A 23,608-nucleotide genomic window follows, 5' to 3' on the forward strand; every position below is an offset into this window, starting at 1 on the left:
TATCCATAAACCAACACTCACATGGTAAATAGCCACATTTACAGTTTATTTCACGATAACTTAATGCTCATAAACGATGAAAATATGATAGGATAAGTAATGATAAAGGGGTGCAATAATGTCTACGAAAGAAGAAAAAATACTGCAAACATATTTTGGCTATGAAACGTTTCGCCCTGGCCAAATGGAAACAATTAATCATATATTACAAATGAATAACACACTTGCCGTTATGCCCACAGGCGGAGGTAAATCACTTTGTTATCAAATTCCCGGGCTATCTTTAAACGGAACTGCAATTATTATTTCTCCATTAATTTCCCTAATGAAGGATCAAGTAGATGCTTTACAATCCCTAGGTATTTCATCTACTTACATAAATAGTTCACTTTCGTCAGCAGAACAGCAAACAAGATTACAAGATATTTCTGCAGGCAGATATAAATTTGTGTATGTGGCCCCAGAGCGTTTTGACTCCGGGTACTTTATTAATGTAGTAAAACGAATTAAATTATCACTTGTAGCTTTTGACGAAGCCCACTGTATCTCCCAATGGGGCCATGACTTCAGACCAAGCTATCGGTCTATTGTTCCTAACCTGCAAAAGCTGAATAATATCCCGGTTTTTGTTGCCTTAACTGCTACAGCAACAGAGGAAGTTATTTCTGATATACAACAATTATTGCATATTAACCATGTTATAAATACGGGTTTTGAAAGAGAGAATCTCTCTTTTCATGTAGTCAAAGGAAAAGACAAAGCAACCTATGTACGTTCATTTATTGATGAGCATAATGAAGAGTCCGGTATTATTTATACAGCTACTCGTAAGCAAGCGGACAGTTTATTTGACCAACTTACCAGACGAGGAGTAAATGTCGCAAAATACCATGCGGGTTTATCAGAACAGGAACGAAAAGAGGCTCAATCTGCTTTTATCCATGATGAAAAGAGTATTATGGTTGCAACGAATGCATTTGGTATGGGGATTGACAAATCTAATGTGCGTTATGTAATTCACTATGCCATGCCGATGAATATAGAATCCTACTATCAGGAAGCCGGCAGAGCAGGCCGGGATGGTGAACATAGTGACTGTATTCTTCTCTTCTCTCCACAGGATACCCAATTACAAAAATTTCTTATTGAACAATCATTAATGGAAGAGGGAGCAAAACAAGGTGAATACCGCAAGCTACAGGCAATGATAAATTATTGCCATACACATGGATGCTTAACAACCTTTATTCTCGATTATTTTAATGATTCGGTAGAGAAGAAAGCTTGCGGACGTTGCAGTAACTGTGTTGAACGCCAAGAAAAGAGCGATATAACAGAAGAAGCACAAATGATTCTCTCCTGCATCAAACGTATGGGAGAGAGATTTGGTGTAGGTATGACTGCAAAAGTACTAAAAGGATCAAAGGACAAAAAAATAAAAGACTTTCGTTTAGATAAAATATCGACGTATGGTATTTTATCTGCCTACACAGAAAAAGAACTTACAGAATGGATTCATTTTCTTATAGCAGAACAATTAATTTCTACGGAGGAAAGTAGGTTTCCTACATTAAAGCTGAATCAAAACTCTGTAGAAGTATTAAAAGGAAAAAGACAGGTTTGGATGTACACAACTCCTCTCCCTATTGGAGAAGAGGCGGATTATCAAGAAGATCTCTTTCAAAAATTGCGGGAGCTGCGTAAGAGGATTGCTGACGAAAAAAATGTCCCTCCATATGTACTCTTCTCTGACGCTACTTTAAAAGAATTAAGCCGTTATTTTCCTGTAACGAAAGAGGATATGCTTGCTATTAAAGGAGTAGGAGAGAAAAAATACGAACAATTCGGAGAGGCTTTTCTATCGGTTATCCAAGTATGGCGGAAAGACAACCCTGATGTGAAAGAAAAAATAAGGATTGGGGACACACCAAAACCAAGAGAGAAAAAAATCACGGACGACAGACCAAGTCATATGATTAGCTACCAGTCGTTCCAATCCGGAAAATCCATAAAGGATATTGCCGTAATTCGGGATATGTCCAAGCAAACAGTAGAAGGACACTTATTTAAAGCATTTCACGAAGGATATCCCATTGCTTGGGGGATCTTCTTTAACGATAAGGAAGAAGCTGCTGTGTTGAAGGTTTGGAATGAAATGGATGAACCAAAATTAAAGCCGATAAAAGAAGCCTTGCCCGAAGAATATGATTATACTAAAATAAAGGCAGTGCTTGTGAAGAACGAGATAATGTAATTAAACAAGATCATCAATATAAGTATAAGAAAACCCACACGACTGGTATTTCAACTGTTCGTGTGGGTTTTTTAATAAAATTATTCACCTTTTATATTTAATGCCCATGTTCCATTTCTGAATACCGCTTCTGTAGAGCCATCTTCATGAACTCCGTCGATATCAAGTTCTTTAGAACCAATCATGAAATCCACATGTGCTAAACTGTCATTTACCCCATGCTTGTCCAATTCTTCATCACTCATCGAAGAACCACCCTCCATATTGGTAGGATAAGCTTTTCCTAATGCAATATGGCAGGATGCATTCTCATCAAATAGTGTATTATAAAAAATTAAGCCTGACTGGGACACAGGTGATTCGTCCGGTACAAGAGCAACTTCTCCTAGTCTGCGAGCACCTTCATCCGAGTCAAGTAGATGTTTTAAAGTTGCTTCGCCTTGCTCTGCTTTAAAATCTACTACTTTTCCATCTTCAAATGTAAGCTGGAAATTATCAATTAAGCTACCACCATAATTTAAAGGTTTCGTACTTGCTACTGTGCCATTTACGCCATACTTATGCGGCATGGAAAATACTTCTTCCGTCGGCATATTAGGGTTAAAGGTAGTACCACCTTCTGTAACAGCAGATCCACCTTTCCAAATATGGCCTTTTGGTAGTTCAAGCTTTAAATCTGTTCCAGGAGCTTTAAAGTGAAGCAATTTATAGTTCTTTTTATTTAATATCTCTCTTGCTGTCTTTAACGTCTCATTATGTGCTTCCCAGGCTGCAACAGGATCTTCTTTGTCAACACGAACGATCTTGACAATTGCATCCCAAAGGCTCTCAATGGCATCCTCTTTTGATTTTTCAGGGAATATTTTTTGCGCCCAATCCCCAGTAGGTATGGAAATAATTGACCAGGCAATTTTATCATTCATCGTATATTTACGGAAATTCTTCATTGCTTCTGCAGCTGCTTTGTTCGCCTTTGCTACACGGGATGGATCAATATCTTTTAATAGGTCCGGGTTCGTCGAACGAATATTTAAGATTGCTGCCCCATCTTCAGCAAAACTATCATGTAATTTAACCTTCCATTCCGGATAATCAGCAATCACTTCATCCGGTGCGTTTTCGTATTTAAGCAGGGTAAGCTCATCATCTACCCAGTTTATGTGAACGTCTTTTGCTCCCATTTCATATGCTTTCCGAGCTACGATTCTGGTGAAGTCAGCTCCTTCAATTGGTGCATTAATCATTAATGCTTGATTCTCCTGAAGATTAACACCAGTTCGTAGAGCTAACTCTGCATATTTCTCTTGTATCTGTTGACTAACCATGATTTGACCTCCAAAAAAATAGAATTTTATCTCTATTTATTATTTCATACTTCTGTCAATTTACCAACTATCATATCTTAAATTGGGAAAAATTTTCAATTTTAATTATGAGATACCTTACACATCTTCAAAACCACTTTTACTAAAGAATAAGACCCATGATTCAGCTACTCCGATTTTGCAGAGTAGAAGTGATTGAAACTGCGAACCAGCTTGGGAGCAATCCACCGCACATGAGATTAATCGGCCGCAGAGCAAAAGTATCCGCCGCAGAAGAAATTAATCAGCTGCAGAGCACAAATATCCGCCGCAGAAGAAATTAATCAGCTGCAGAGCACAAATATCCGCCGTAGAAGGGATTAATCGGCTGCAGAGCAAAAATATCCGCCGTAGAAGGGGTTAATCGGCTGCAGAGCAAGAATATCCGTCGGTGTTTATCTTTTTTGCCAATCATAATAGGACTGCCTGTTATTAGGCAGTCCTTCTTTTGTTTAGGATTCTTTTTCTGTTGTTTGATCTCTTCCCCAAAATTCAATACCTTCTTGATTGTCCAGACTATCTCGATAGAAAACAGGATCTTTACCCGCTTTCCGTTGTTCTCTGTAGTCTTGCAATACCTTATTGGCAACCTTAAATAGTTTTGCAATGGCATAGAGGTTAATTAATGCCATAATTGCCATGGTTAGATCTGCTAGACTCCAAACAATATCAAAGGAGGCAACCGCTCCGAAAACTACCATTGCAAGGACTGCCAAGCGATAAATAAACAAAGCAATTTTACTTTCCTTAATAAATCCTATGTTATTCTCTCCATAATAATAATTTCCAAGAATAGAACTATATGCAAAAAGGAAGATGGCTACAGCTATAAATATACCTGCCCAATCACCAATGTGATAGGAGAAGGCATCCTGGGTGAGCTGTATCCCGTCTGATTTACTTCCTTCATACCCTCCTGCTGAAATAAGAATAAATCCAGTAGCACTACAAATTAATATCGTATCAAAAAATACACCAAGTGCTTGAATAAGTCCTTGCTTTGCCGGGTGGGATACTTCCGCAGTAGCTGCTGCGTTCGGTGCGCTACCCATACCTGCTTCATTTGAGAACAAGCCACGTTTAATTCCCATCATAATAGCTGCAGCAAAACCACCACCAGCTACCTGCTGAATTCCAAATGCGTTTGCGAATATAAGAGAAAGCATATCAGGTATTTGCTCAATATTAACGATTAACACATACAAAGCTACCCCTATATAAAGAATGGCTACAATCGGTATAATATACTGGGTAACATTGGCTATACTTTTTAATCCACCAAAAATAACAACTGCAGTTAAGATAACTAATATAAATGCGATTATATTTTTATTAATATCAAATTCCCCTGCAAAGGCTAAGCTTATTGTGTTGGATTGAACTGAATTAAACACTAGGCCATATGTAAAAGTTATTGTAACAGCAAAAATAATTGCCAGCCACCGCTTATTTAACCCTTTTTCCATATAGTAAGCGGGTCCACCTCTATATTGATTTTTCTCTGGTACTTTATATACCTGTGCTAAGGTACTTTCCACAAATCCAGAAGCTGAACCAAGTAATGCGATCAACCACATCCAGAATAATGCTCCAGGTCCCCCTGCTGCTACCGCTGTCGCTACCCCTGCCAAATTTCCTGTTCCCACTCGGGATGCTGCACTTATAGCAAAGGCCTGGAATGCGGAGGTCCCTTTCTTGCCAGACGCACTTATTGTCCGCTTATCAACTAAAACACGGAACATTTCCGGTAAATATCTAAACTGTACGAAGCCGGTTTTTATCGTAAAAAATAAACCGAGACCAAGTAATACTGCGATTAAAACATATGTCCACAATACATCATTAACTTCACCAATCATTTTTTCCAACAGTTCCACTTTCTCTTCTCCTCCTTTATCACCTAGCATTAATATTTGTTATCATAAAGAAACGTAAAAGTCCGAATAATAATTATGTATACCCTTTCTCTCTTTTTTTATAACATTCGGGTATTCTTCTATAACTTGTTATTTAAAAGAAAAAAAGCCTATAGTTAGGCTTTTAAACTCCTTTATTCCAAGGAAAACTGGTGCCAAACGTTGCTGCTAGTTCCTTTGATTGCTTTCGACGTTCTTTGCGTTGCTCCGCACGTGTAGGAGCGAGTGTATGGAGCGTCTTTTCTTGCTCTGTTTCCGGATAAACCTCTGGGACAGATACAGGCCTTCCGTTATCATCTACAGCAACAAACGTCATAAATGCAGTAGTACATACTTTTCTGTCTCCGGTTAGTAAATCCTCCGTAACGACTTTAACAAACACTTCCATCGATGTCTGATGTGTCCATGTAACAAATGCTTCTACACAGATTGAATGCCCGGCCTTGACTGGCGCAAGGAAATCAACCGAATCTGTTGATGCGGTTACTACTGGTTTTCTTGCATGTCTTTCGGCAGCAATTGCTGCCACATCATCGATATGTGCCATCAATTTCCCACCAAATAAAGTCCCATGATAATTTGTATCTGGTGGTAACACATGAGAGGTTTTTACTGCAAGTGAATTAGAACAAGGTTTTGCTGTCATATTTTCTTCTCCTCCTGTTAAATTCTATGTTGGTCTATTTTATTCCCGTTATACACATTGTCAATTCTTACTATTCTACACTGTAAAATCAAGCCTATCAACAATCCCTTCCAAAAACCACCTTATAAAACAGGTGATATCAAGCGAGAAACGGATTCTTTAAATCGAATGCCGAGGGACCGCTTTTGATATAATTTCTTTGTCATTTGTGTAGAAAGAAGAATATCGGCATTATACGCATCCTCTAATTTGGCAGCAACCTCTTTATCATAAAGAAATGCATTTACCTCAAAATTAAGACGGAAACTTCGTACATCAATATTTGCCGTTCCAACAGATGCTATCTCGCCATCGACCACAATTGTCTTGGCATGTAAAAATCCGTCCTGATAAATATAAATCTCTGCACCTGCATTCAATAAATCTCCAATATACGATAGTGTCGCCCAGTACACAAAAGGATGATCCGGCTTGTTGGGAATCATTATCTTGACCTTCACTCCTGAAAGTGTTGCAATACGCAATGCATCTCGAAGGCTCTCATCAGGAATAAAATATGGTGTTTGTATATAAATGTAATCCTTTGCCGACATAATCATTTTAATATAGCCATTTTTAATCTGCTCCCAATCCGAATCCGGGCCACTGGAAACAACTTGGATCCCTACATCACCTGCGGGTTCTGCGGCGTAATAACGCTCTTCATATAATATATGATTCCTTGAAGCTTGATTCCAGTCAAGAATAAAGCGTGTTTGCATGTTATTAACAGAATCTCCATAAATGCGTAAGTGTGTATCCCGCCAGTAACCGAATTTCTTATCCTTCCCTAAATATTCATCTCCTATATTGAAACCCCCAATATAGCCCACTTTCCCATCAATAATCGCTAGCTTTCGATGGTTTCGGTAATTAATCTTAAAATTAATCTTTGGTATTTTAGGCGGAAAAAATGCTTCAACCTGAACTCCTGCAGCTCTCAACCGTTTGATGTAAGATCTTTTTAAGCTTCTTGAACCCATATCATCATAAAGAACCCGGACATCTACACCTTCATTGGCTTTTTTTACTAGGATGTCTGCAATTCGTTGTCCTAATTCATCACTACGTATAATGTAGTACAATAGATGAATATGGTCTGTCGCTTTTTCAAGATCTTTAGCTAAGGCATCGAACTTTTCTTTTCCATCTGTAAATATCTTAACTTTGTTATCCTGTGTAAAAATAGCGTCATCATTCCGCAAATGTAAGTACACAAGGTCTTCATGCTCAGCAATCTGTTTATCTTTAAAGTCAAAACGCTGTTCCTCTAATGCCCTCAGCTGCGATTGTACTGCAGCCTTCACCCCTAAACGGCTTTTTGTATCCCACGTAAAAATACGTCTTTTGCTAATGGGTTTTCCAAATATCAAGTAAAGGAAAAAGCCTGCAATAGGAATGAACAGCAACACCATTAACCAGGCCCATGTTGAACTAGCATCTTTTCGTTCAAGAAATATAATAGAAATACCTAGTGCAATATTAAAGAAAATAACAAACCCTAATAAGTAGGAAAGTATCCCCAATATAAGATCCCCCTTATGGCCCTGGTTTCTCTAGCCATGAAATTTATATCATCATTATATTATCCATAATATAGCACACAATATCAAATCATGTTAAAAATTACTGTTGTAACGAGACATGAGTGAATATAAATCCATTAAAAAAGCCGAACTAATTCGAAGGCCTGTATAAAGGTTCGAATTAGGTTCGACTATTGTTTTGTATAGTATGTTTATGTCACTTTACTTACTTCAATTGGTTTAAGGCTTGCTCCAAATCGCTCCATATATCTTCCCAAGCTTCCAAACCAACGGATAATCGGATAAGCTGGTCTGTAATTCCCATTTTCTCTCTGGATTCTTCAGGTACTACGGAGTGGGTCATCGTTGCTGGGTGTTGAATCAACGTCTCTGCATCACCAAGACTGACAGCTATTTTAATAAAGTTAAGCTTATTCAGCAGTTCCTGGGCATCTGCTTTCGTCCCATCCACAGCAAAGGAGATCATTCCACCACCACGTTTCATTTGCTTTTCGCAAATAGAAAAATCAGGATTTTTCTTACTTCCCGGGTAATATACAGTTGAAATTTTCGGGTGGCTTTCCAGTTTCTCAACTATTTTCTCTGCATTGTCACAGTGACGATCCATTCTCACTGGTAATGTTTTTAATCCTCTTAACAAGAGCCATGCATCAAACGGTGATATTATCCCGCCAATATCCTTTTGCGTTGTCATAGCAACAGAGTCAAAAAAGTCTTTTTTTCCAACAGCTAGTCCTGCTACTACATCCCCGTGTCCTCCAATATACTTTGTAGCACTGTGAACAACCACATCACAGCCTAAATCCAATGGACGCTGTAAATATGGTGAAGAAAATGTATTATCAACAATAACAGGAATTCCATATTCTTTGGCAACTTCAGCCACAAGCTGAAGGTCAATCAATTTCATTGTTGGATTTATTGGCGTTTCTACGTATATACAAGCTGTTTCCTCTTTAATCAGTGAACGAATTTCTTCTTTTGTTTCCATGGAAGAAAAATCATAGGATATATTGAATTTCTCATGGAGCATTTGAAGCAAACCAAACGTGCAGCCATATAAACCTGACGAACACAATATATGATCATTTGCCTTTGTTAATGCGAATAAAATGGCTGATACAGCAGCCATTCCTGACCCAAATGCCAGGCCTCTTTCTCCATTTTCCAATGTGGCAATTCTTTCTTCCAAGGCTCTCACTGTTGGGTTTCCTAATCTTGAGTAAATAAACCCTTCCTCTTCTCCTGCGAAACGTTTTTCTCCCTGCTCAGCAGTTTCAAACGTAAATGTAGATGTTTGAAACAATGGGGTAGTCAGGCTTCCTAGCATATCCTTGGCGTCGTATCCATCATGAATCACTGCTGTTTCAAATCTATTATTCTTTTTTTGCATTACTTCTCCCCCTTATGTAATAGATGTACATACTCCTATACTATGCCATTAACCTAATTTATGAAAGCGTTTAAATTAGAAAATTTCTAAACTTCTATTGATTTATTGATGTTTTATTTCTAGAATAAGTTTAATTTGATGGAATTACACAAAATCATTTAATCTCACATAAAAGAGGGTTTGTATGAATACGAATCAAGTAAGAAACAGTATTATTTATGCTATAGGTGCTTATATCATTTGGGGATTTTTGCCGATATATTGGAAACAGGTAGAATCGGTCCCAGCAGGCGAAATTCTGGCACACCGAATTATCTGGTCTTTTGTTTTTATGCTAATTATTTTACTTATTACCGGAAAGTGGCCTGCATTTATAAAAGAATGTAAATCATTTACCAAAAGCAAGAAGAAAGTCATATTTATTTCTTTAGCAGCCATTGTTATTAGCTTAAATTGGCTAACATATATATGGGCGGTTAACAGCAACCATGTCATCCAGGCAAGCTTAGGATATTATATTAATCCTCTTGTCAGCATTCTTTTGGGAATAATTTTTTTAAAGGAAAATATGACACGGAGACAAATCTTTTCTTTTATTCTTGCATCTTTGGGAGTGATCTATCTTACTATCAGCTACGGGGTATTTCCATGGGTCTCACTCGCATTAGCATTTAGTTTTGGTGTGTATGGTTTATTAAAAAAAGTGGTTGATGTGGGGGCAATGACCGGCCTGACAATTGAAACATTTGTTGTTACTCCTTTTGCCTTACTCTATTTATTTTTATTGCCTGAAACTACTTTTAAATGGGTGGAGGTAGGAACAGCAACAAACCTGCTTCTAATGGGCGCTGGTATAATGACTGCAATTCCTTTGCTCCTATTTGCTGCTGGTGCCAAGCATATTCCATTGGGGATGATCGGCTTTTTACAATACTTTGCCCCTACTATTATGCTATTACTTGGTGTATTTCTTTATGAAGAGACGTTCACGTCAGCTCACCTTATTGCTTTCTCATTAATATGGATAGCACTTATCAATTATATGGGAGCAGCATATCGGCCTAATAAAACCAGAAAAAATAGAAAATTATTAAATTAATGGTTGACAGAAGAAAAGAAAGGACCTATACTATTCATAATTTAGAAAATTTAATCTCTTATCCAGAGTGGCGGAGGGAATAGGCCCTGTGAAGCCCGGCAACCTGAAAGCAATAATTCTTGCTTTGAAGGTGCTACATCCTACAGATCAAAACAGATCTGGAAGATAAGAGGAGGACCGGTTAAATTAAACGCCCTCTTCTTAGGAAGAGGGCGTTTTGATTATCTCCTCTTCCTCCAGATAACAAATTAAACCTAGGAGGAATTTATTATGGCTCAATTTCATTTTCAAAATCCGGAAACAGTATTACTACACGGAGGGCAATCAGCTGACCCGACCACAGGTTCACGCGCTGTGCCTATCTATCAAACTACTTCCTATGTATTTCGTGACACAGAGCATGCACAGAATTTATTTGGTTTAGCTGAACCAGGCAATATATATTCTCGTATTGGGAATCCAACTGTCGATACATTTGAACAGCGGGTTGCAGAACTAGAAGATGGTGTCGCAGCGGTGGCCACTTCTTCCGGTATGGCAGCCATAACTTTCGCTATATTAAATATTGCCAGTGCTGGTGATGAAATTATTGCTGATAGTAATTTATATGGAGGAACATATAATTTATTTGCTAACACACTGCCACGCTATGGTATTCAAGTGAATTTTGTTGACGGTACAGACCATAAAGCAATTGAAGCAGCGATAACAGATAAGACAAAAGCAATTTATGGAGAAATCATCACAAACCCTAGTTTAAATGTATTTGATGTAGAAAATATAGCAAATATTGCCCATAAGCATGAGATTCCTCTAATTATTGATAATACATTCGCTCCATATATTACGAAGCCACTTAGCTGGGGAGCAGATATTGTGGTTCACTCTGCTACAAAATGGATCGGTGGACATGGAACAGCTATTGGGGGAGTTGTTGTAGATGGCGGCAAGTTCAATTGGGATAATGGAAAATTCCCTGGTTTCACAGAACCAGACGAAAGTTATAATGGCTTACGATTTATAGATGTAGGGGCTCCTGCTTTTGCGATTAAGCTACGCGTACAGCTATTACGCGATATCGGAGCTTGTCTCAGCCCACAAAATGCATTTCTTTTACTGCAAGGATTGGAAACATTGCACTTACGTATTGAAAGACATACTCAGAATGCAATAGAAGTAGCTAATTACTTGGAAAATCACCAAGCTGTAGAGTGGGTAAACTATCCTGGCTTAGCCGACCACCCTTCTCACCAACTTGCCAAAAAATATTTTAGGAATGGGTATGGTTCTGTTATTACCTTTGGCATTAAAGGAGGACGTGAGGCTGGCAGGAAACTAATTGATTCGATTGAATTATGGTCCCATGTAGCAAACGTAGGTGATGCTAAATCATTAATTATTCATCCTGCTTCAACCACACATCAACAATTGGGAGAAGAAGATTTAGTAAAGAGTGGTGTCTCTGAAGAATTAATCCGCCTATCAATAGGGCTTGAATCATCGAATGATATTCTTTTTACACTTGATCAAGCCATTGCAAAAGCTACAGATGAACCTGTAACAATTACATTTAAAGAAGATGATGCTGTGAAGTGGCTTGTTTCCTCTCCTTTTGACCGAAGTAATGGAGGAATACGTAAAAAAGTTATTACAGTGGCAGGTGCAGAAAAACAAGAAACGAAGGAAAAAGTGGCTAAACTGCAATCACTTGGATTTGAAGTCAGCTCGTTATCCACGAATGAGGAAAAAATAGACGCAGTTTGGATTCCAGGCAAAGAGAACACTAAAACTAGTATAGAAGAGTTAATAAATAAACAAGTAGCTATTCTTTTTGTGGAGCAACCTTCTCTACATGAAAACCTAGTTAAGAATGCTGCAGCTGCCGGGATTACCGTAATTACGGAAACCGACCCTTATAATGAAGCTATCCGTACTAGGAGTGGAGGGTCATTGAATATTCCGGTAGAAGTTTAAGCTGACACGCTCTGCTAATAAACTTATAGATTAGATGTTTATAAATCAGCAAATGGGGAAAAATTGTATTAACCCTTCCCTGTTAAAGATCGCCTTTTATATGAAGGCGATTTTTTCTTTTATAATGTATAATAATATACATACATATACAGTTATAAAGTAACGAATGGATATAATACAAGCTATTTCAGTCATATAAATATAGTACAACAACATTAGGTGTGGTAGGAATGAATAAGAAAATTATTGCTTTAATAACAGGCGTGGTCATGCTAATAGGAATTGCAGTTATTATAATAAACATGAATCAACCTGAGCCCGATTTTAAAAATGTACGGATTACAGATGAAGATGAGGAAACAATTACTCAGCAACCTGCAAATGACGAAGAAGAAAATATGCAGGAGGAAGACTCCGAAAATTCAGCTCCATTAAAAGAAATAGTAGTAAAGGCTGTTAAACAAACTGTTGACTTCTTCTCTACGAAAGAAACCCAAATCTTAGCAATTGGAGATTCTTTAACACAGGGTGTCGGAGATAGCACAGAGCAAGGTGGTTATGTTGGTATATTAGACCGTTCCATCAACCAGCAAGAAGAATTAGTTGATTTCGCTAATCTCGGTATTCGAGGCAACCGATCTGATCAGCTGTTGAAGCGCCTGGAGAAACCCGAAGTGGTAGACGCAATTAATGAAGCAGACATCATTTTAATTACTATTGGTGCAAATGATATTATGAAAGTTGTAAAAGAAAACTTTACTCATCTAAAAATGGAGGACTTCACTGAGGAAAAGCAAAACTATGAACAGCGTTTAGAAAAAATCTTTAATAAGATGCAATCAATAAACCCTGATTCACATATATACTTATTAGGTTTTTATAACCCTTTCAAACAATATTTTGAAGATATTAAAGAACTTAGTTTAATCATTGAAGAGTGGAACGAATCTGGACGAAAAATCGCTGGAGATCATGAGAATATTACTTATATACCTACAGCTGATTTATTTGATGAGGATGATACTAATTTATTCTCAGAGGATAATTTCCATCCGAATGAACTTGGCTATAAACGAATTGCCCGACGAGTATTAAATTATTTAACCCATGAAGAAGGATGACTGCTATGACCACGAGAACAAATCAATCAAAAAGAAAAAGCAAGTGGAAAAAACTGTTTTTCACTCTGCTAATCGTAAATATACTTTTAGTTCTTGTTTTTGTATCATTAATTTTTTGGCCAGTTTCTAAAAAAGAATATGCCGTTAAAGAAGAAACACCTGCGGAGGACAGCTCCGTATTCGTTGTCCGAACAACCAAGAATAATTTAAATGAACTTGTAAACGCGTATATTGGAGAATTAAATGACAGTAAACATCAATATAAAATTGAATTGGAAGAAGACGTTCATTTAATTGGCGAATTACCGGTATTTTCTTCAACTGTTCCTTTATCCGTGCATTTGGAACCGCTCGTGCAGGAGAACGGAGACATAATTCTTAAATTAAAATCGATTTCTGTTGGCCTGCTTCAGTTACCAAACAAAAAAATAATGGAGTATATGGGTAAATACTTACCAATGCCTGAATGGGTAACCGTCAATCCAAAGGAAGAAGAAATATATGTAGCAGTAACTGATATGAAAATTAAAAGTAACTTCGAGGTCGCAGTAGAACAGATAGATTTGGATGCAAATAACCTTGCATTTAAAATCAAGGTGCCATATAAGACGCTGGGGATCGAGCAAGTGGATTAAGTAGGTCTATATCTGGTGATAGCTCATACTATTTCGAAGATTAATGTATTATAACCAAACTGTACCAGTTGCTGAATGTCTAAGGTGGATAGTTTCACTCTGCTGCTGATTGTTCCCCTCTAGTTCGCAGTTTCCTCCAGCTAAGAATGAATATTATAAGTATTACCCTAAACATTTGAAATAGAATCAAAAAAGCGGTTCCCAGGTTATATCCCGGGGAACCGCCGTTTATATCTGGATTACGTCAACACGGGAAAGTTATCCATCAAAACATGTACCTCTATCCGCTATACATTGCTTGCTTCTCGCGGACAGCAATATATTCCGGTCGTGCATTGCCACCGGAAAATGGCTCCACCAATCTATTTTCTACACTATTATATACCATAAACAGATTATTACGCGGATATGGTGTCATATTACTTGTAGAGCCATGCATCGTATTTGACTCAAACAATGTAATGGAACCCGCTTTTCCTGTAGGTACGGAAATTCCTCCACCTTTTTCTGCAAGCCAACGAAGGCTTTCTTCATCAGGAACACCAACTTTTTGCTTCTTCAATGAATCTTTGTAATTGTCCTCTGGCGTTTCGCCTACACAGCTAACATAGTAGTTCTGGGACCCTGGTATAAGCATTAAAGGCCCGTTAAAAGTATAGTTATCTGATAATGCAATCGATACACTTACTGCACGCATACGAGGCATCCCGTCCTCAACATGCCATGTTTCAAAATCAGAATGCCAGTCAAATTCCTTACCCTTAAAACCTGGTTTATAGTTAATTCGAGATTGATGTATATATACATCACTTCCCAAAAGATGATTTACGATATCCAAGATTCGCTGATCATTGGCCACTTTTTTAAAATAAGCATCATCTTTGTGTACGTGAAAAATAGAGCGAATGTCATCACTCTCCGGCTCACGGATAACCTTTTTGGAATCTACGTCCATTTTTGAGTCCTGCAATTCAAAAATGGCTTTCTGCATATCAGAAACTTCCTCTTCAGAGAAGAAATTCTTTATTTGCAAAAACCCATTTTTTTCATAGGAATCAAGCTGTTCTGTTGAAATAGGAGCTTGATTATCTTTGGATCGATCTGTATGAATTACCGGATCCTTCCTTTCCAAAATCTCCGGTTGGCTATTTTTTCTTGAAGGATATAGATCTTCCATTCAACACACTCCTTGTAGTATTTTCTTTCGTGTTGACGTATCTCAGAACTCAGAAAACTTTCCTACAGACAAAGCTTCCCTCTCCTCACCACTATTAAACAATAAAATATCGATAGTTTTAAATTTTTATATAATTAGGTAATTTATTATCTGCTAACTTAAATTTACATTTAATCAATGTCTGTCATATATAGTGCTGCCATCTGTTGAATACGTTCCCTCATTTCCTGCACTACATATTCCGGCTCTATTACCTTAGCCTTATGGCCCCAGGTAAGAATCCAGTTTATTAGACCGTCCGATAACTTTGCCTTCGTTGTTAATAAAAAGTGTGTTTCATCCAATTGTTTTATGTTTGCGTCATGTCCAAATCTGTCCAGCACAACATTTACTAAATGAAGATGAAACCTTATTTTAATGCGTATTTCTTCTCCTGCGAACATATGAAAGCTTTGGTTTACATATTCATTTAAATCAAAATCCTTTTTGATAAACCTCTCATTTGTTAAGTGAATATTACGCATCCGGTCCAGGCGATAATGGCGCACTTCATCTGTTTTTATAAATCGTCCAATTAGATAATAGTAATCGTTCTGCCAAATAAGAGCATATGGCTCCACGTAATATAAATCTCCATTACGATTATATTCAAATTTCTTATCTACATTAAACTTTCCATATTGATATGTAAGTATCTTTTTTTCTGCTATTGCTCGGTGTACAAAGTCAATATTCAATTTCACCAATTCATAATCAATATTGGCAGATTGACTAAATAAGACTGGTTCTGGCAAAGTTTTGGCAATTTGTTTACTTGTTAACTGCTTTAACTTTTCAATTAACAGCTTCTTCTCTTTTGTTGTTATAAATTTAGCGGAGAGAATAGCATCAACCATAAGCCTTAGCTGATATGTTTCAAACAATCTGGTTTGATGGCTGTAATAGTTTTTACCGAATTTACCCTTATTCGTTACAACTTCAAAATCCATATCATCGAGCGTTTCCAGATCCTTTTTTATCGTACGGTGATCCAGTTGTCTCTCAGGCATTAACTCTCTGAGCTTATCAACTAATTCGCTAATCCCCATTTCGTTCTGATCATCTGTTTGCTGAAATAATATTTCTCTTATTTTCAATAGACGATAGTTACTGCTACGTTCCATATTTCTTTACCTCCCTTAAAACCGAGAAAAGAACCATACAATGAAATTATGGTCCTTTATCTTATGACAAACTTTTTAACTTTTTTAGATATGTTAATAATAAATGATTGCTTCGTTGAAGGTAAACTACCTGGTATTAATTTCCTTTCAGTTTTAAAAGCATGTGTGTAATTTTCCAACTTGCCTTGGTATATTAACTTCAGACCATCCAACTTACGAATGTCTCCTGGAGTTACAAAGCATGTCGGTTTATCAAAAACAAATTTTTCTGCATCCCCGCATACTGTTGCCACAAATTGAGAACAAAACAGAGCATATTTGCGATCAATTTCAACTTGAAACAGTACTGCCAATAATCCTATAAAATTATATTTATAATCTGCCTTTTTTGCTTCGATTTCTTTTATACGCAACATAACCATTTCATATTCTTGTTCTGATACCGTATAGCTATAGATAGCGCAGTAGGATTTTTTCAGGAATTCAGATCGAATGTCTTCTTGAACAAAACCACCAATAAAGGGATTCCTCGGTTGCTTTCGACCAAAGCTGTAAACTTCTTTCAATTCTGAATCAAAACAAATGGAGACATGATTCAGTGATTGCTTTGTATAATAGTTAATTGCTTTCGCTAAATATGTTCCCGTATCTGTAAAGAGAAAATAAATCGTTCGTTCACTCACCTAAAGTCCCTCCCCCCTGCACCGCCTCTAGGTTGTATAACTGTATAATCCTTTTTATCTACTATTACAAAAAATTAACAAATATACAAGTTAATTTTTTGTATATTTCATCATTATTTACAAATTTAAAGCCTGTTAACATTGACTAAACTGCATAAATACCGTAAGCTTACGTTGATTACTATTTATTTTTATTGGAGGATTCTACAAGAATGATTAATGTAACTAACGTTAGTTTACGATATGGTGATAAAAAGTTATTTGAAGATGTAAATTTAAAGTTTACACCTGGTAACTGCTATGGTCTAATAGGTGCAAATGGAGCCGGAAAATCTACATTTCTAAAGATTCTCTCTGGTGAAATTGAGCCACAATCAGGTGCTGTTTCTTTGTCTCCAGGTGAAAGATTAGCAATACTAAAGCAGAATCACTTTGAATATGAAGAACATCAAGTACTCGATACTGTCTTAATGGGACATGAAAAGCTTTATTCCGTTAAACAAGAGAAGGATGCCATTTATATGAAAGGCGATTTTTCTGAAGAAGATGGTATGCGTGCTGCTGAATTAGAAGGTGAATTTGCTGAAATGAATGGTTGGGAAGCTGAATCAGATGCAGCTGTGCTCCTTAAAGGGCTTGGTGTTGATGAATCCCTTCACATGGCGCAAATGGCTGATTTGTCTGCAGATCAAAAGGTGAAAGTACTTTTGGCACAGGCTTTATTCGGTAATCCGGATATCCTTTTACTTGATGAGCCTACTAACGGACTTGATATTCAAGCAATCCAATGGCTGGAAGAATTCCTAATTAACTTTGAGAACACTGTCATTGTTGTATCTCATGACAGACACTTTTTAAATAAAGTATGCACACATATTGCAGATGTTGACTACGGAAAAATCCAAATCTACATCGGTAACTATGATTTCTGGTACGAATCAAGCCAGTTAGCTGCAAAAATGGCGCAGGAAGCCAATAAAAAGAAAGAAGAAAAAATTAAAGAGCTGCAATCCTTTGTTGCACGATTTAGTGCTAATGCCTCTAAATCGAAGCAAGCAACTTCGCGTAAAAAATTACTTGACAATATCACCCTTGATGACATTAAACCTTCATCCAGAAAATATCCATATATTTCCTTTACCCCCGAACGTGAAATAGGTAATGATTTACTTCGTGTCGAAGGTCTTACCAAAACAATTGGCGGGAATAAAGTACTGGATAACGTAAGTTTTACAATGAACAAGGATGACAAGATTGCGCTTGTTGGAAAAGATGATATTGCCAAAACTACGTTATTCCGAATTTTAATGGGTGAAATTGAGCCAGATGCAGGAAGCTATAAATGGGGAGTAACCACATCACAATCTTATTTCCCTAAAGATAATGCTGCTTATTTCGAAAATAATGATTTGCCATTGGTCGATTGGTTACGTCAATACTCACCAGAAGACGAAACGGAAACATTCCTTCGTGGTTTCCTTGGCAGAATGTTATTCTCTGGTGAACAAGCCTTGAAAAAAGCAAACGTATTATCAGGTGGAGAAAAAGTCCGCTGTATGCTATCTAAAATGATGTTGAGTAATGCCAATGTCTTGTTACTTGATGAACCAACAAACCATTTAGATCTGGAATCTATCACTGCATTGAATAATGGGCTTATTAAATTTAAGGGCTCTATCTTATTCACGTCTCATGACCATCAATTTGTTCAGAGTATCGCTAATCGTCTGATTGAGATTACTCCAAACGGAATTATTGATAAAGAAATGAGCTACGATGAATACGTACAGGATAAACAACTACAGAAAAAAATAGCTGAAATGTACGCTAGTTAATTTAAAATAGCGCTCCTCTTAGTGAGGAGCGTTTTTTTGATGGAGCTATGGAAATGTTGGGCAGATCACATTAATTCCTTCAAGTTCATTTCTGCGGAGTAGGAGGAAACTGCAACGTAGAGCAAATTAATCCGCTGGAGAGAAAATTAATCAGCTGCAGAGCGGAGTAATCCGCCGGAGAGAAAACTAATCGGCAGCAGAGCGAAGCAATCCGCCGGAGAGAAAATTAATCAGCTGCAGAGCGGAGTAATCCGCCGGAGAACAAATTAATCGGCTGCAGAGCGGAGTAATCCGCCGGAGAACAAATTAATCGGCTGCAGAGCGAAATAATCACCCGGAGAACAAATTAATCGGCAGAAGAGCGAAGCAATCCGCCGGGGACATTCGCAAACTAGCTATAATTTTGTTCACTATACATTATTTTCTAAAACGGCCATTTGCAAACAATCAAGTTACGTCGTAGTTTATCTATATTGTGAATTATTGTTAATTCTCAAGATATTTCTTGGTATCTAAAAAAGCGCCCTTTTACAGGACGCTTTTTACTTATTTCTCACGAATTTTTTCCAACATATCTTTTGTCATTTTATCAATGTCATATTCTGCTTTAAATCCCCACTCGCTTTTTGCCGCAGAGGAATCAATACTATTTGGCCAGCTGTCAGCAATGTTTTGTCGAACAGGATCAACGTTATATGTCAGTTCAAACTCAGGGATGTGTTTCTTGATAGCTTTTTCAAAATCCTCTGGTGCTGCAGAAATTGCAGATATATTAAATGCATTGCGGTGCTTCAACTTCGCAGGATCAGCTTCCATTAAATCAACAATTGCATTCAAAGCATCTGGCATATACATCATATCCATATATGTACCTTCACCAATGTAAGAGCTGTATGCTTTATTTTTAATAGCTTCATAATAAATTTCTACAGCATAATCTGTCGTACCACCACCCGGAGGCGTTACATAAGAAATCAATCCAGGGAATCGTACACCCCGTGTATCCACGCCAAAACGATGATGATAATAGTCTGCCAATAGCTCTCCAGCCACTTTATTAACACCATACATGGTATTTGGTCGTTGTAACGTATCCTGAGGGGTATTATCTTTTGGTGTTGAAGGTCCAAATGCACCAATGGAGCTAGGAGTGAAGAACTGTAAATTAAGCTCATGTGCCACTTCTAACGCATTAACAAGACCACCCATGTTAATATCCCAAGCTATTTTAGGGACAACTTCTGCCTTGGCTGAAAGTAGTGCAGCTAAGTGCATAATGGTATCAACCTTATGCTCTTTTGCTACCTCCATTAATCGGTCTCCATTCGTGACGTCTGCAATCTCAAATGGTCCTGCATCACGGATGCCCTCAACTTCTCTTATATCTGCTCCAATTACATTATCTTTTCCATATGTTTTTCTCAGTTTTCCCACAAGCTCGGATCCAATTTGTCCTAGAGCCCCTGTAACTAAAATTTTTCTCATTTCCTAAACCCTTTCTATGTTGAATAGAGAATTGTGTAAACAAATTTAAAAGCCGGAGGGGAATTCCCCCTCACAGCGGACTAAATTAAGCCCATTTCTTTTCCAACTTTTTCGTAAACTGAAATTGCTTTATCAAGCATTTCTTTTGTATGTGCAGCAGTAGGCATATTACGAACACGACCCGTGCCGCGCGGTACTGTAGGGAACACAATTGATTTAGCATAGACTCCTTCTTCAAAAAGACGCTTACTAAATCTTTGTGTATCATTTTCGTCACCAATAATACAAGGAGTAATTGGAGTTTCACTGTTCCCAATATCAAAGCCTAGCTTCTTCAACCCATCCTTTAAATAGTTAGCGTTCTCCCAAAGCTTCTCATTCAATTCCGTGCTTTCCATCAAAAGCTCGACTGCCTTTGTACTAGCTGTTGCATCTGCAGGAGATACAGCTGTAGAAAATAAGAATGGACGTGAGCGTACTTTGAGCCAATCAATCAAATTTGCTTTCCCGGCAACATATCCACCAATAACTCCAATTGCCTTGGAAAGTGTGCCCATTTGGAAATCAACTTTATCCTGTAAACCAAAGTGCTTTACAGTTCCTGCTCCTTTTCCAAGTACACCTGACCCATGAGCATCATCAACATATGTGATTAAATCAAATTCTTCAGCAATCTCAACAATTTCAGGAAGCTTGGCGATATCCCCATCCATGGAGAAAACTCCATCTGTAATTACCATAATTTTATTGTATTGGCCTGATTCTACTGCTTCTTTTGCCTTCAACCGTAAATCTTCCATATCAGAGTGGTTAAAACGGATAATTTTAGCTTTGGATAATCGGCAACCATCAATAATGGAGGCATGATTTAATTCATCAGAAAGAATGGCATCATGTTTATCCATTACTGCAGAAATTGCTGCCATATTACAGTTAAAACCAGATTGGTATGAAATAACCGCTTCTGTGCCCTTGAATTGAGCCAATTTATTTTCTAATTCAATATGAAGATCCAGTGTTCCATTAATTGTACGTACTGCCCCAGCTCCAACTCCATGTGAATCTACTGCCTTTTTTGCAACTTCCTTTAAACGATCATCGGTAGCTAGCCCAAGATAGTTGTTCGATGACAAGTTAATTCTTTTTTTCCCGTCGAGTTGAATTTCCGGTCCATTCGCACCCTGTACCGGATCAATTTCATTATATAATCCTCGCTCTTTTAGTTCAGCAATGTTCTCATCTAAAAAGCTATTTAGTGCCTTACTAGTCATATTATTTTTCCTCCTTGTTTGTAAGCGCTTCAATTACATTATCGAGTAAAAATTAGAGCACATAGTTTACATACAGTTTAACATATAGGGTTTAAAATGTTTACTTTATCAAGTTACTCAAAAGAAGTAAAACTATTCATTTTTATCTGATAGTAATTCTCTCAAATTTGTGTTACTTCCTTTCATAAATGTAAGATTTTTTCTACAAAATATTATAAAAAACGATGGTTATCTACACTTATTTTTATTATAATTGAATTAGTTCTTATTGATGGAGGCATTTAAATGAAGAAAGTTCTGGTTGGTTTGTTTGCGATTATTATTCTCGGCTTTGGAATACTTGGTTATACAGAAATGAACAACGATACAAATGAAATTGTAGATGAAAACTCTCATTCTACTACAATTAAATTATAAAATTATCGCTTGTACGTTTAATATAAATAAAAAAAAGGAAAACATCTTATACATAAATGTTTTCCTTTTTACGTTTATTCGATTATTTAATTGTACGTTTATTCATCTATTTAATTTTATTCAACAATTGTTACTTTTACGTCGTTGCGTACGCCCCAGTTATAAGCTTCATCTTTTGTTGGAACGTGTACGTCAATACGGTTACCTTTAATAGCACCACCGATATCAGCAGCAGTTGCATAACCATAGCCTTCTACATGTACTTTAGAGCCTAAAGGAATAACATTAGGATCCACAGCAATTACTTTTGCATTAGGGTTTGCGTTTAAATCTACACCAGTAGAAGTAATTCCTGAACAACCTGCACAATCAGCAGTATATGCTGTAGCTTTTACAGAAACTGTTTTACCTTGTGGGCTTTCATCAGATTCGTTATCTTCTTGTTTAGAAGCCGCTGATGCTGTGTTCTGTGTATTAGATGACTCAGTTGATTTTTCTTCTTTTTTCGGTGCTGCTTTTTCAGTTTCTTTCTTTTCTACTTTAGTTGCTGGCTTATGACTTTTATCTACGTTGACACCTTTAACAGTCAACTCTTGTCCAACTACAATTAGATCTGAATCTAATTTGTTCCATTCTTTTATATTTTCAATTGATACGTCAAATTCATTTCCAATACTGCTTAGTGTATCTCCTGATTGAACTTCATACATTTCATTGATAAATAGATTTTGTTTTGGATGAATTGTAGTAGATTTCAATTCATTGATAGCTACTAAATCTTCAACAGTTGTATTATATTCATTGGCTATTTGCCAAAGATTGTCTCCTTCTTGTACCTGGTATTCCTCCGCTGATACAGTTGATACAGCAGCGCCAGCAATAATGATGCCTGTAGCGAATGAAGCTAATAATTTTTTCATTCGATAGTCCCTCCTTCAATTTCTGACATTGCCTATACTATCACATGGATACAGGCAATGCAGTTACAAGACTTTTAAGTGTATGTTACAAGCATTACCACTTTTAATACTTTTATTACAAATGTAATAGATTTGTGATAAAAGACCGATAGATTTCCAATTTATAGCACAAAAGTCACAAAAAAAGCGATTCTGTAATAAAAAAAGCGATATTTTTTTTGAATTACTATTTTTTTCGGCTATTATTCTATAAAACTATTAATAGATTAGAGAAAAAAAGCATTGACAAAGGCTTTTGAAAACAAAATAACTATTAGTCTTGCATCTGCAAAAAACCTAATAAATTAAATTAGTTGATCAATAACATAGACTATTCCTGTTTTGTAAAGAAATAATTTAACTGTATAGTTGGAGGAAAATGCGAAGTAGAGTGGGGACTACCAGCAGGAGAGCAAGCTAATCAGCTGCACACTGAAGTTATCCGCCGGAGAATGAGTTAATCAGCTGCAGAGCGAAGAAATTTGCCTTAGATATTTAAGAGATTTAGGGATTAACTATATTGGATTTTTTTAAAACGGGAGTTTGCAGTCCTACCAAATTAGTTCGCACTTTATCTAAATTGTTATTTAGCTAAGAATGCCAATAAATTTTCGAATTCCATTTTTATCA

The 23,608-nt window shown here is 37.0% G+C and carries 18 protein-coding genes and 1 riboswitch; of the genes, 7 read left to right on the top strand and 11 right to left on the bottom strand.

Annotation, left to right across the window (positions count from 1 at the left end):
• Positions 1-118: 118 nt before the first annotated feature.
• Entirely contained in the window at positions 119-2,254 is a 2,136-nt protein-coding gene (recQ, locus tag BME96_RS17330) for a DNA helicase RecQ (protein WP_071649755.1), read from the top strand.
• 80 nt (positions 2,255-2,334) lie between these two features.
• Here recQ and BME96_RS17335 read toward each other — a convergent pair whose 3' ends face one another.
• The 5 genes from BME96_RS17335 to megL all read right to left on the bottom strand — a co-directional run bounded on the left by BME96_RS17335 (position 2,335) and on the right by megL (position 9,159).
• Entirely contained in the window at positions 2,335-3,579 is a 1,245-nt protein-coding gene (locus BME96_RS17335) for an aminopeptidase (RefSeq protein WP_019376708.1), read from the bottom strand.
• A gap of 491 nt (positions 3,580-4,070) precedes the next feature.
• The gene (locus BME96_RS17340; RefSeq protein WP_019376710.1) at positions 4,071-5,495 is read right to left on the bottom strand and encodes an alanine/glycine:cation symporter family protein; all 1,425 of its coding nucleotides are present in this window, start codon (positions 5,493-5,495) and stop codon (positions 4,071-4,073) included.
• A gap of 163 nt (positions 5,496-5,658) precedes the next feature.
• Positions 5,659-6,180: an acyl-CoA thioesterase gene (locus tag BME96_RS17345; protein WP_019376711.1), complete on the bottom strand. Its 522-nt coding sequence runs from the start codon at positions 6,178-6,180 to the stop codon at positions 5,659-5,661.
• A 122-nt stretch (positions 6,181-6,302) separates the two neighbouring features.
• Positions 6,303-7,745: a cardiolipin synthase gene (gene cls / locus BME96_RS17350; RefSeq protein WP_019376712.1), complete on the bottom strand. Its 1,443-nt coding sequence runs from the start codon at positions 7,743-7,745 to the stop codon at positions 6,303-6,305.
• 226 nt (positions 7,746-7,971) lie between these two features.
• On the bottom strand, positions 7,972-9,159 hold the full coding sequence (gene megL, locus BME96_RS17355; protein ID WP_071649756.1) for a methionine gamma-lyase: 1,188 nt from the start codon (positions 9,157-9,159) through the stop codon (positions 7,972-7,974).
• A gap of 184 nt (positions 9,160-9,343) precedes the next feature.
• Between megL and rarD the strand changes: the two genes are divergently transcribed.
• The 4 genes from rarD to BME96_RS17375 all read left to right on the top strand — a co-directional run bounded on the left by rarD (position 9,344) and on the right by BME96_RS17375 (position 13,988).
• The gene (gene rarD, locus BME96_RS17360) at positions 9,344-10,258 is read left to right on the top strand and encodes an EamA family transporter RarD (RefSeq protein WP_019376714.1); all 915 of its coding nucleotides are present in this window, start codon (positions 9,344-9,346) and stop codon (positions 10,256-10,258) included.
• 55 nt (positions 10,259-10,313) lie between these two features.
• Positions 10,314-10,430, top strand: a riboswitch (SAM riboswitch).
• Between the two features lie 98 nt (positions 10,431-10,528).
• Positions 10,529-12,232, top strand: coding sequence for an O-acetylhomoserine aminocarboxypropyltransferase/cysteine synthase family protein (locus tag BME96_RS17365; RefSeq protein WP_071649757.1), 1,704 nt, complete (start codon positions 10,529-10,531; stop codon positions 12,230-12,232).
• 230 nt (positions 12,233-12,462) lie between these two features.
• Positions 12,463-13,353, top strand: coding sequence for an SGNH/GDSL hydrolase family protein (locus BME96_RS17370; protein ID WP_019376716.1), 891 nt, complete (start codon positions 12,463-12,465; stop codon positions 13,351-13,353).
• 5 nt (positions 13,354-13,358) lie between these two features.
• Positions 13,359-13,988 (top strand): YpmS family protein, encoded by a 630-nt coding sequence (locus BME96_RS17375; RefSeq protein WP_019376717.1) that lies wholly within the window; start codon positions 13,359-13,361, stop codon positions 13,986-13,988.
• A gap of 280 nt (positions 13,989-14,268) precedes the next feature.
• On the opposite strand, the gene thpD is transcribed toward BME96_RS17375, so the two are convergent.
• From thpD to BME96_RS17390, 3 genes are all read right to left on the bottom strand, one after another.
• Positions 14,269-15,165, bottom strand: coding sequence for an ectoine hydroxylase (thpD, locus tag BME96_RS17380; protein WP_019376718.1), 897 nt, complete (start codon positions 15,163-15,165; stop codon positions 14,269-14,271).
• 170 nt (positions 15,166-15,335) lie between these two features.
• Positions 15,336-16,328 (bottom strand): helix-turn-helix transcriptional regulator, encoded by a 993-nt coding sequence (locus BME96_RS17385; RefSeq protein WP_019376719.1) that lies wholly within the window; start codon positions 16,326-16,328, stop codon positions 15,336-15,338.
• Between the two features lie 56 nt (positions 16,329-16,384).
• On the bottom strand, positions 16,385-17,011 hold the full coding sequence (locus BME96_RS17390) for a hypothetical protein (protein ID WP_071649758.1): 627 nt from the start codon (positions 17,009-17,011) through the stop codon (positions 16,385-16,387).
• Positions 17,012-17,223: 212 nt separating this feature from the next.
• Here BME96_RS17390 and BME96_RS17395 point away from each other — a divergent pair, with 212 nt between their 5' ends.
• Positions 17,224-18,846: an ABC-F family ATP-binding cassette domain-containing protein gene (locus BME96_RS17395; protein ID WP_071649759.1), complete on the top strand. Its 1,623-nt coding sequence runs from the start codon at positions 17,224-17,226 to the stop codon at positions 18,844-18,846.
• Positions 18,847-19,392: 546 nt separating this feature from the next.
• Here BME96_RS17395 and BME96_RS17400 read toward each other — a convergent pair.
• Both BME96_RS17400 and BME96_RS17405 read right to left on the bottom strand, forming a co-directional pair.
• Positions 19,393-20,331, bottom strand: coding sequence for an L-threonine 3-dehydrogenase (locus BME96_RS17400; RefSeq protein ID WP_071649760.1), 939 nt, complete (start codon positions 20,329-20,331; stop codon positions 19,393-19,395).
• 80 nt (positions 20,332-20,411) lie between these two features.
• On the bottom strand, positions 20,412-21,602 hold the full coding sequence (locus tag BME96_RS17405) for a glycine C-acetyltransferase (protein ID WP_019379029.1): 1,191 nt from the start codon (positions 21,600-21,602) through the stop codon (positions 20,412-20,414).
• 285 nt (positions 21,603-21,887) lie between these two features.
• On the opposite strand from BME96_RS17405, the gene BME96_RS20090 reads away from it, so the two are divergent.
• The gene (locus BME96_RS20090) at positions 21,888-22,019 is read left to right on the top strand and encodes a hypothetical protein (RefSeq protein ID WP_019379030.1); all 132 of its coding nucleotides are present in this window, start codon (positions 21,888-21,890) and stop codon (positions 22,017-22,019) included.
• 116 nt (positions 22,020-22,135) lie between these two features.
• Here BME96_RS20090 and BME96_RS17410 read toward each other — a convergent pair whose 3' ends face one another.
• Positions 22,136-22,939: a 3D domain-containing protein gene (locus tag BME96_RS17410; RefSeq protein WP_019379031.1), complete on the bottom strand. Its 804-nt coding sequence runs from the start codon at positions 22,937-22,939 to the stop codon at positions 22,136-22,138.
• Positions 22,940-23,608 lie beyond the last annotated feature (669 nt).

It is taken from the genome of Virgibacillus halodenitrificans (assembly GCF_001878675.1).
Taxonomy (GTDB): Bacteria; Bacillota; Bacilli; order Bacillales; family Amphibacillaceae; genus Virgibacillus_Q; species Virgibacillus_Q halodenitrificans.

Bases quoted from the DNA above. Each gene is read 5' to 3' on its own strand.
- megL (WP_071649756.1), bottom strand. From the start codon at position 9,159: ATGCAAAAAAAGAATAATAGATTTGAAACAGCAGTGATTCATGATGGA.
- BME96_RS17395 (WP_071649759.1), top strand. From the start codon at position 17,224: ATGATTAATGTAACTAACGTTAGTTTACGATATGGTGATAAAAAGTTA.
- BME96_RS20090 (WP_019379030.1), top strand. From the start codon at position 21,888: ATGAAGAAAGTTCTGGTTGGTTTGTTTGCGATTATTATTCTCGGCTTT.
- BME96_RS17405 (WP_019379029.1), bottom strand. From the start codon at position 21,602: ATGACTAGTAAGGCACTAAATAGCTTTTTAGATGAGAACATTGCTGAA.
- BME96_RS17385 (WP_019376719.1), bottom strand. From the start codon at position 16,328: ATGGAACGTAGCAGTAACTATCGTCTATTGAAAATAAGAGAAATATTA.
- BME96_RS17335 (WP_019376708.1), bottom strand. From the start codon at position 3,579: ATGGTTAGTCAACAGATACAAGAGAAATATGCAGAGTTAGCTCTACGA.
- rarD (WP_019376714.1), top strand. From the start codon at position 9,344: ATGAATACGAATCAAGTAAGAAACAGTATTATTTATGCTATAGGTGCT.
- BME96_RS17345 (WP_019376711.1), bottom strand. From the start codon at position 6,180: ATGACAGCAAAACCTTGTTCTAATTCACTTGCAGTAAAAACCTCTCAT.
- thpD (WP_019376718.1), bottom strand. From the start codon at position 15,165: ATGGAAGATCTATATCCTTCAAGAAAAAATAGCCAACCGGAGATTTTG.
- BME96_RS17370 (WP_019376716.1), top strand. From the start codon at position 12,463: ATGAATAAGAAAATTATTGCTTTAATAACAGGCGTGGTCATGCTAATA.
- BME96_RS17375 (WP_019376717.1), top strand. From the start codon at position 13,359: ATGACCACGAGAACAAATCAATCAAAAAGAAAAAGCAAGTGGAAAAAA.
- BME96_RS17365 (WP_071649757.1), top strand. From the start codon at position 10,529: ATGGCTCAATTTCATTTTCAAAATCCGGAAACAGTATTACTACACGGA.
- BME96_RS17410 (WP_019379031.1), bottom strand. From the start codon at position 22,939: ATGAAAAAATTATTAGCTTCATTCGCTACAGGCATCATTATTGCTGGC.
- recQ (WP_071649755.1), top strand. From the start codon at position 119: ATGTCTACGAAAGAAGAAAAAATACTGCAAACATATTTTGGCTATGAA.
- BME96_RS17400 (WP_071649760.1), bottom strand. From the start codon at position 20,331: ATGAGAAAAATTTTAGTTACAGGGGCTCTAGGACAAATTGGATCCGAG.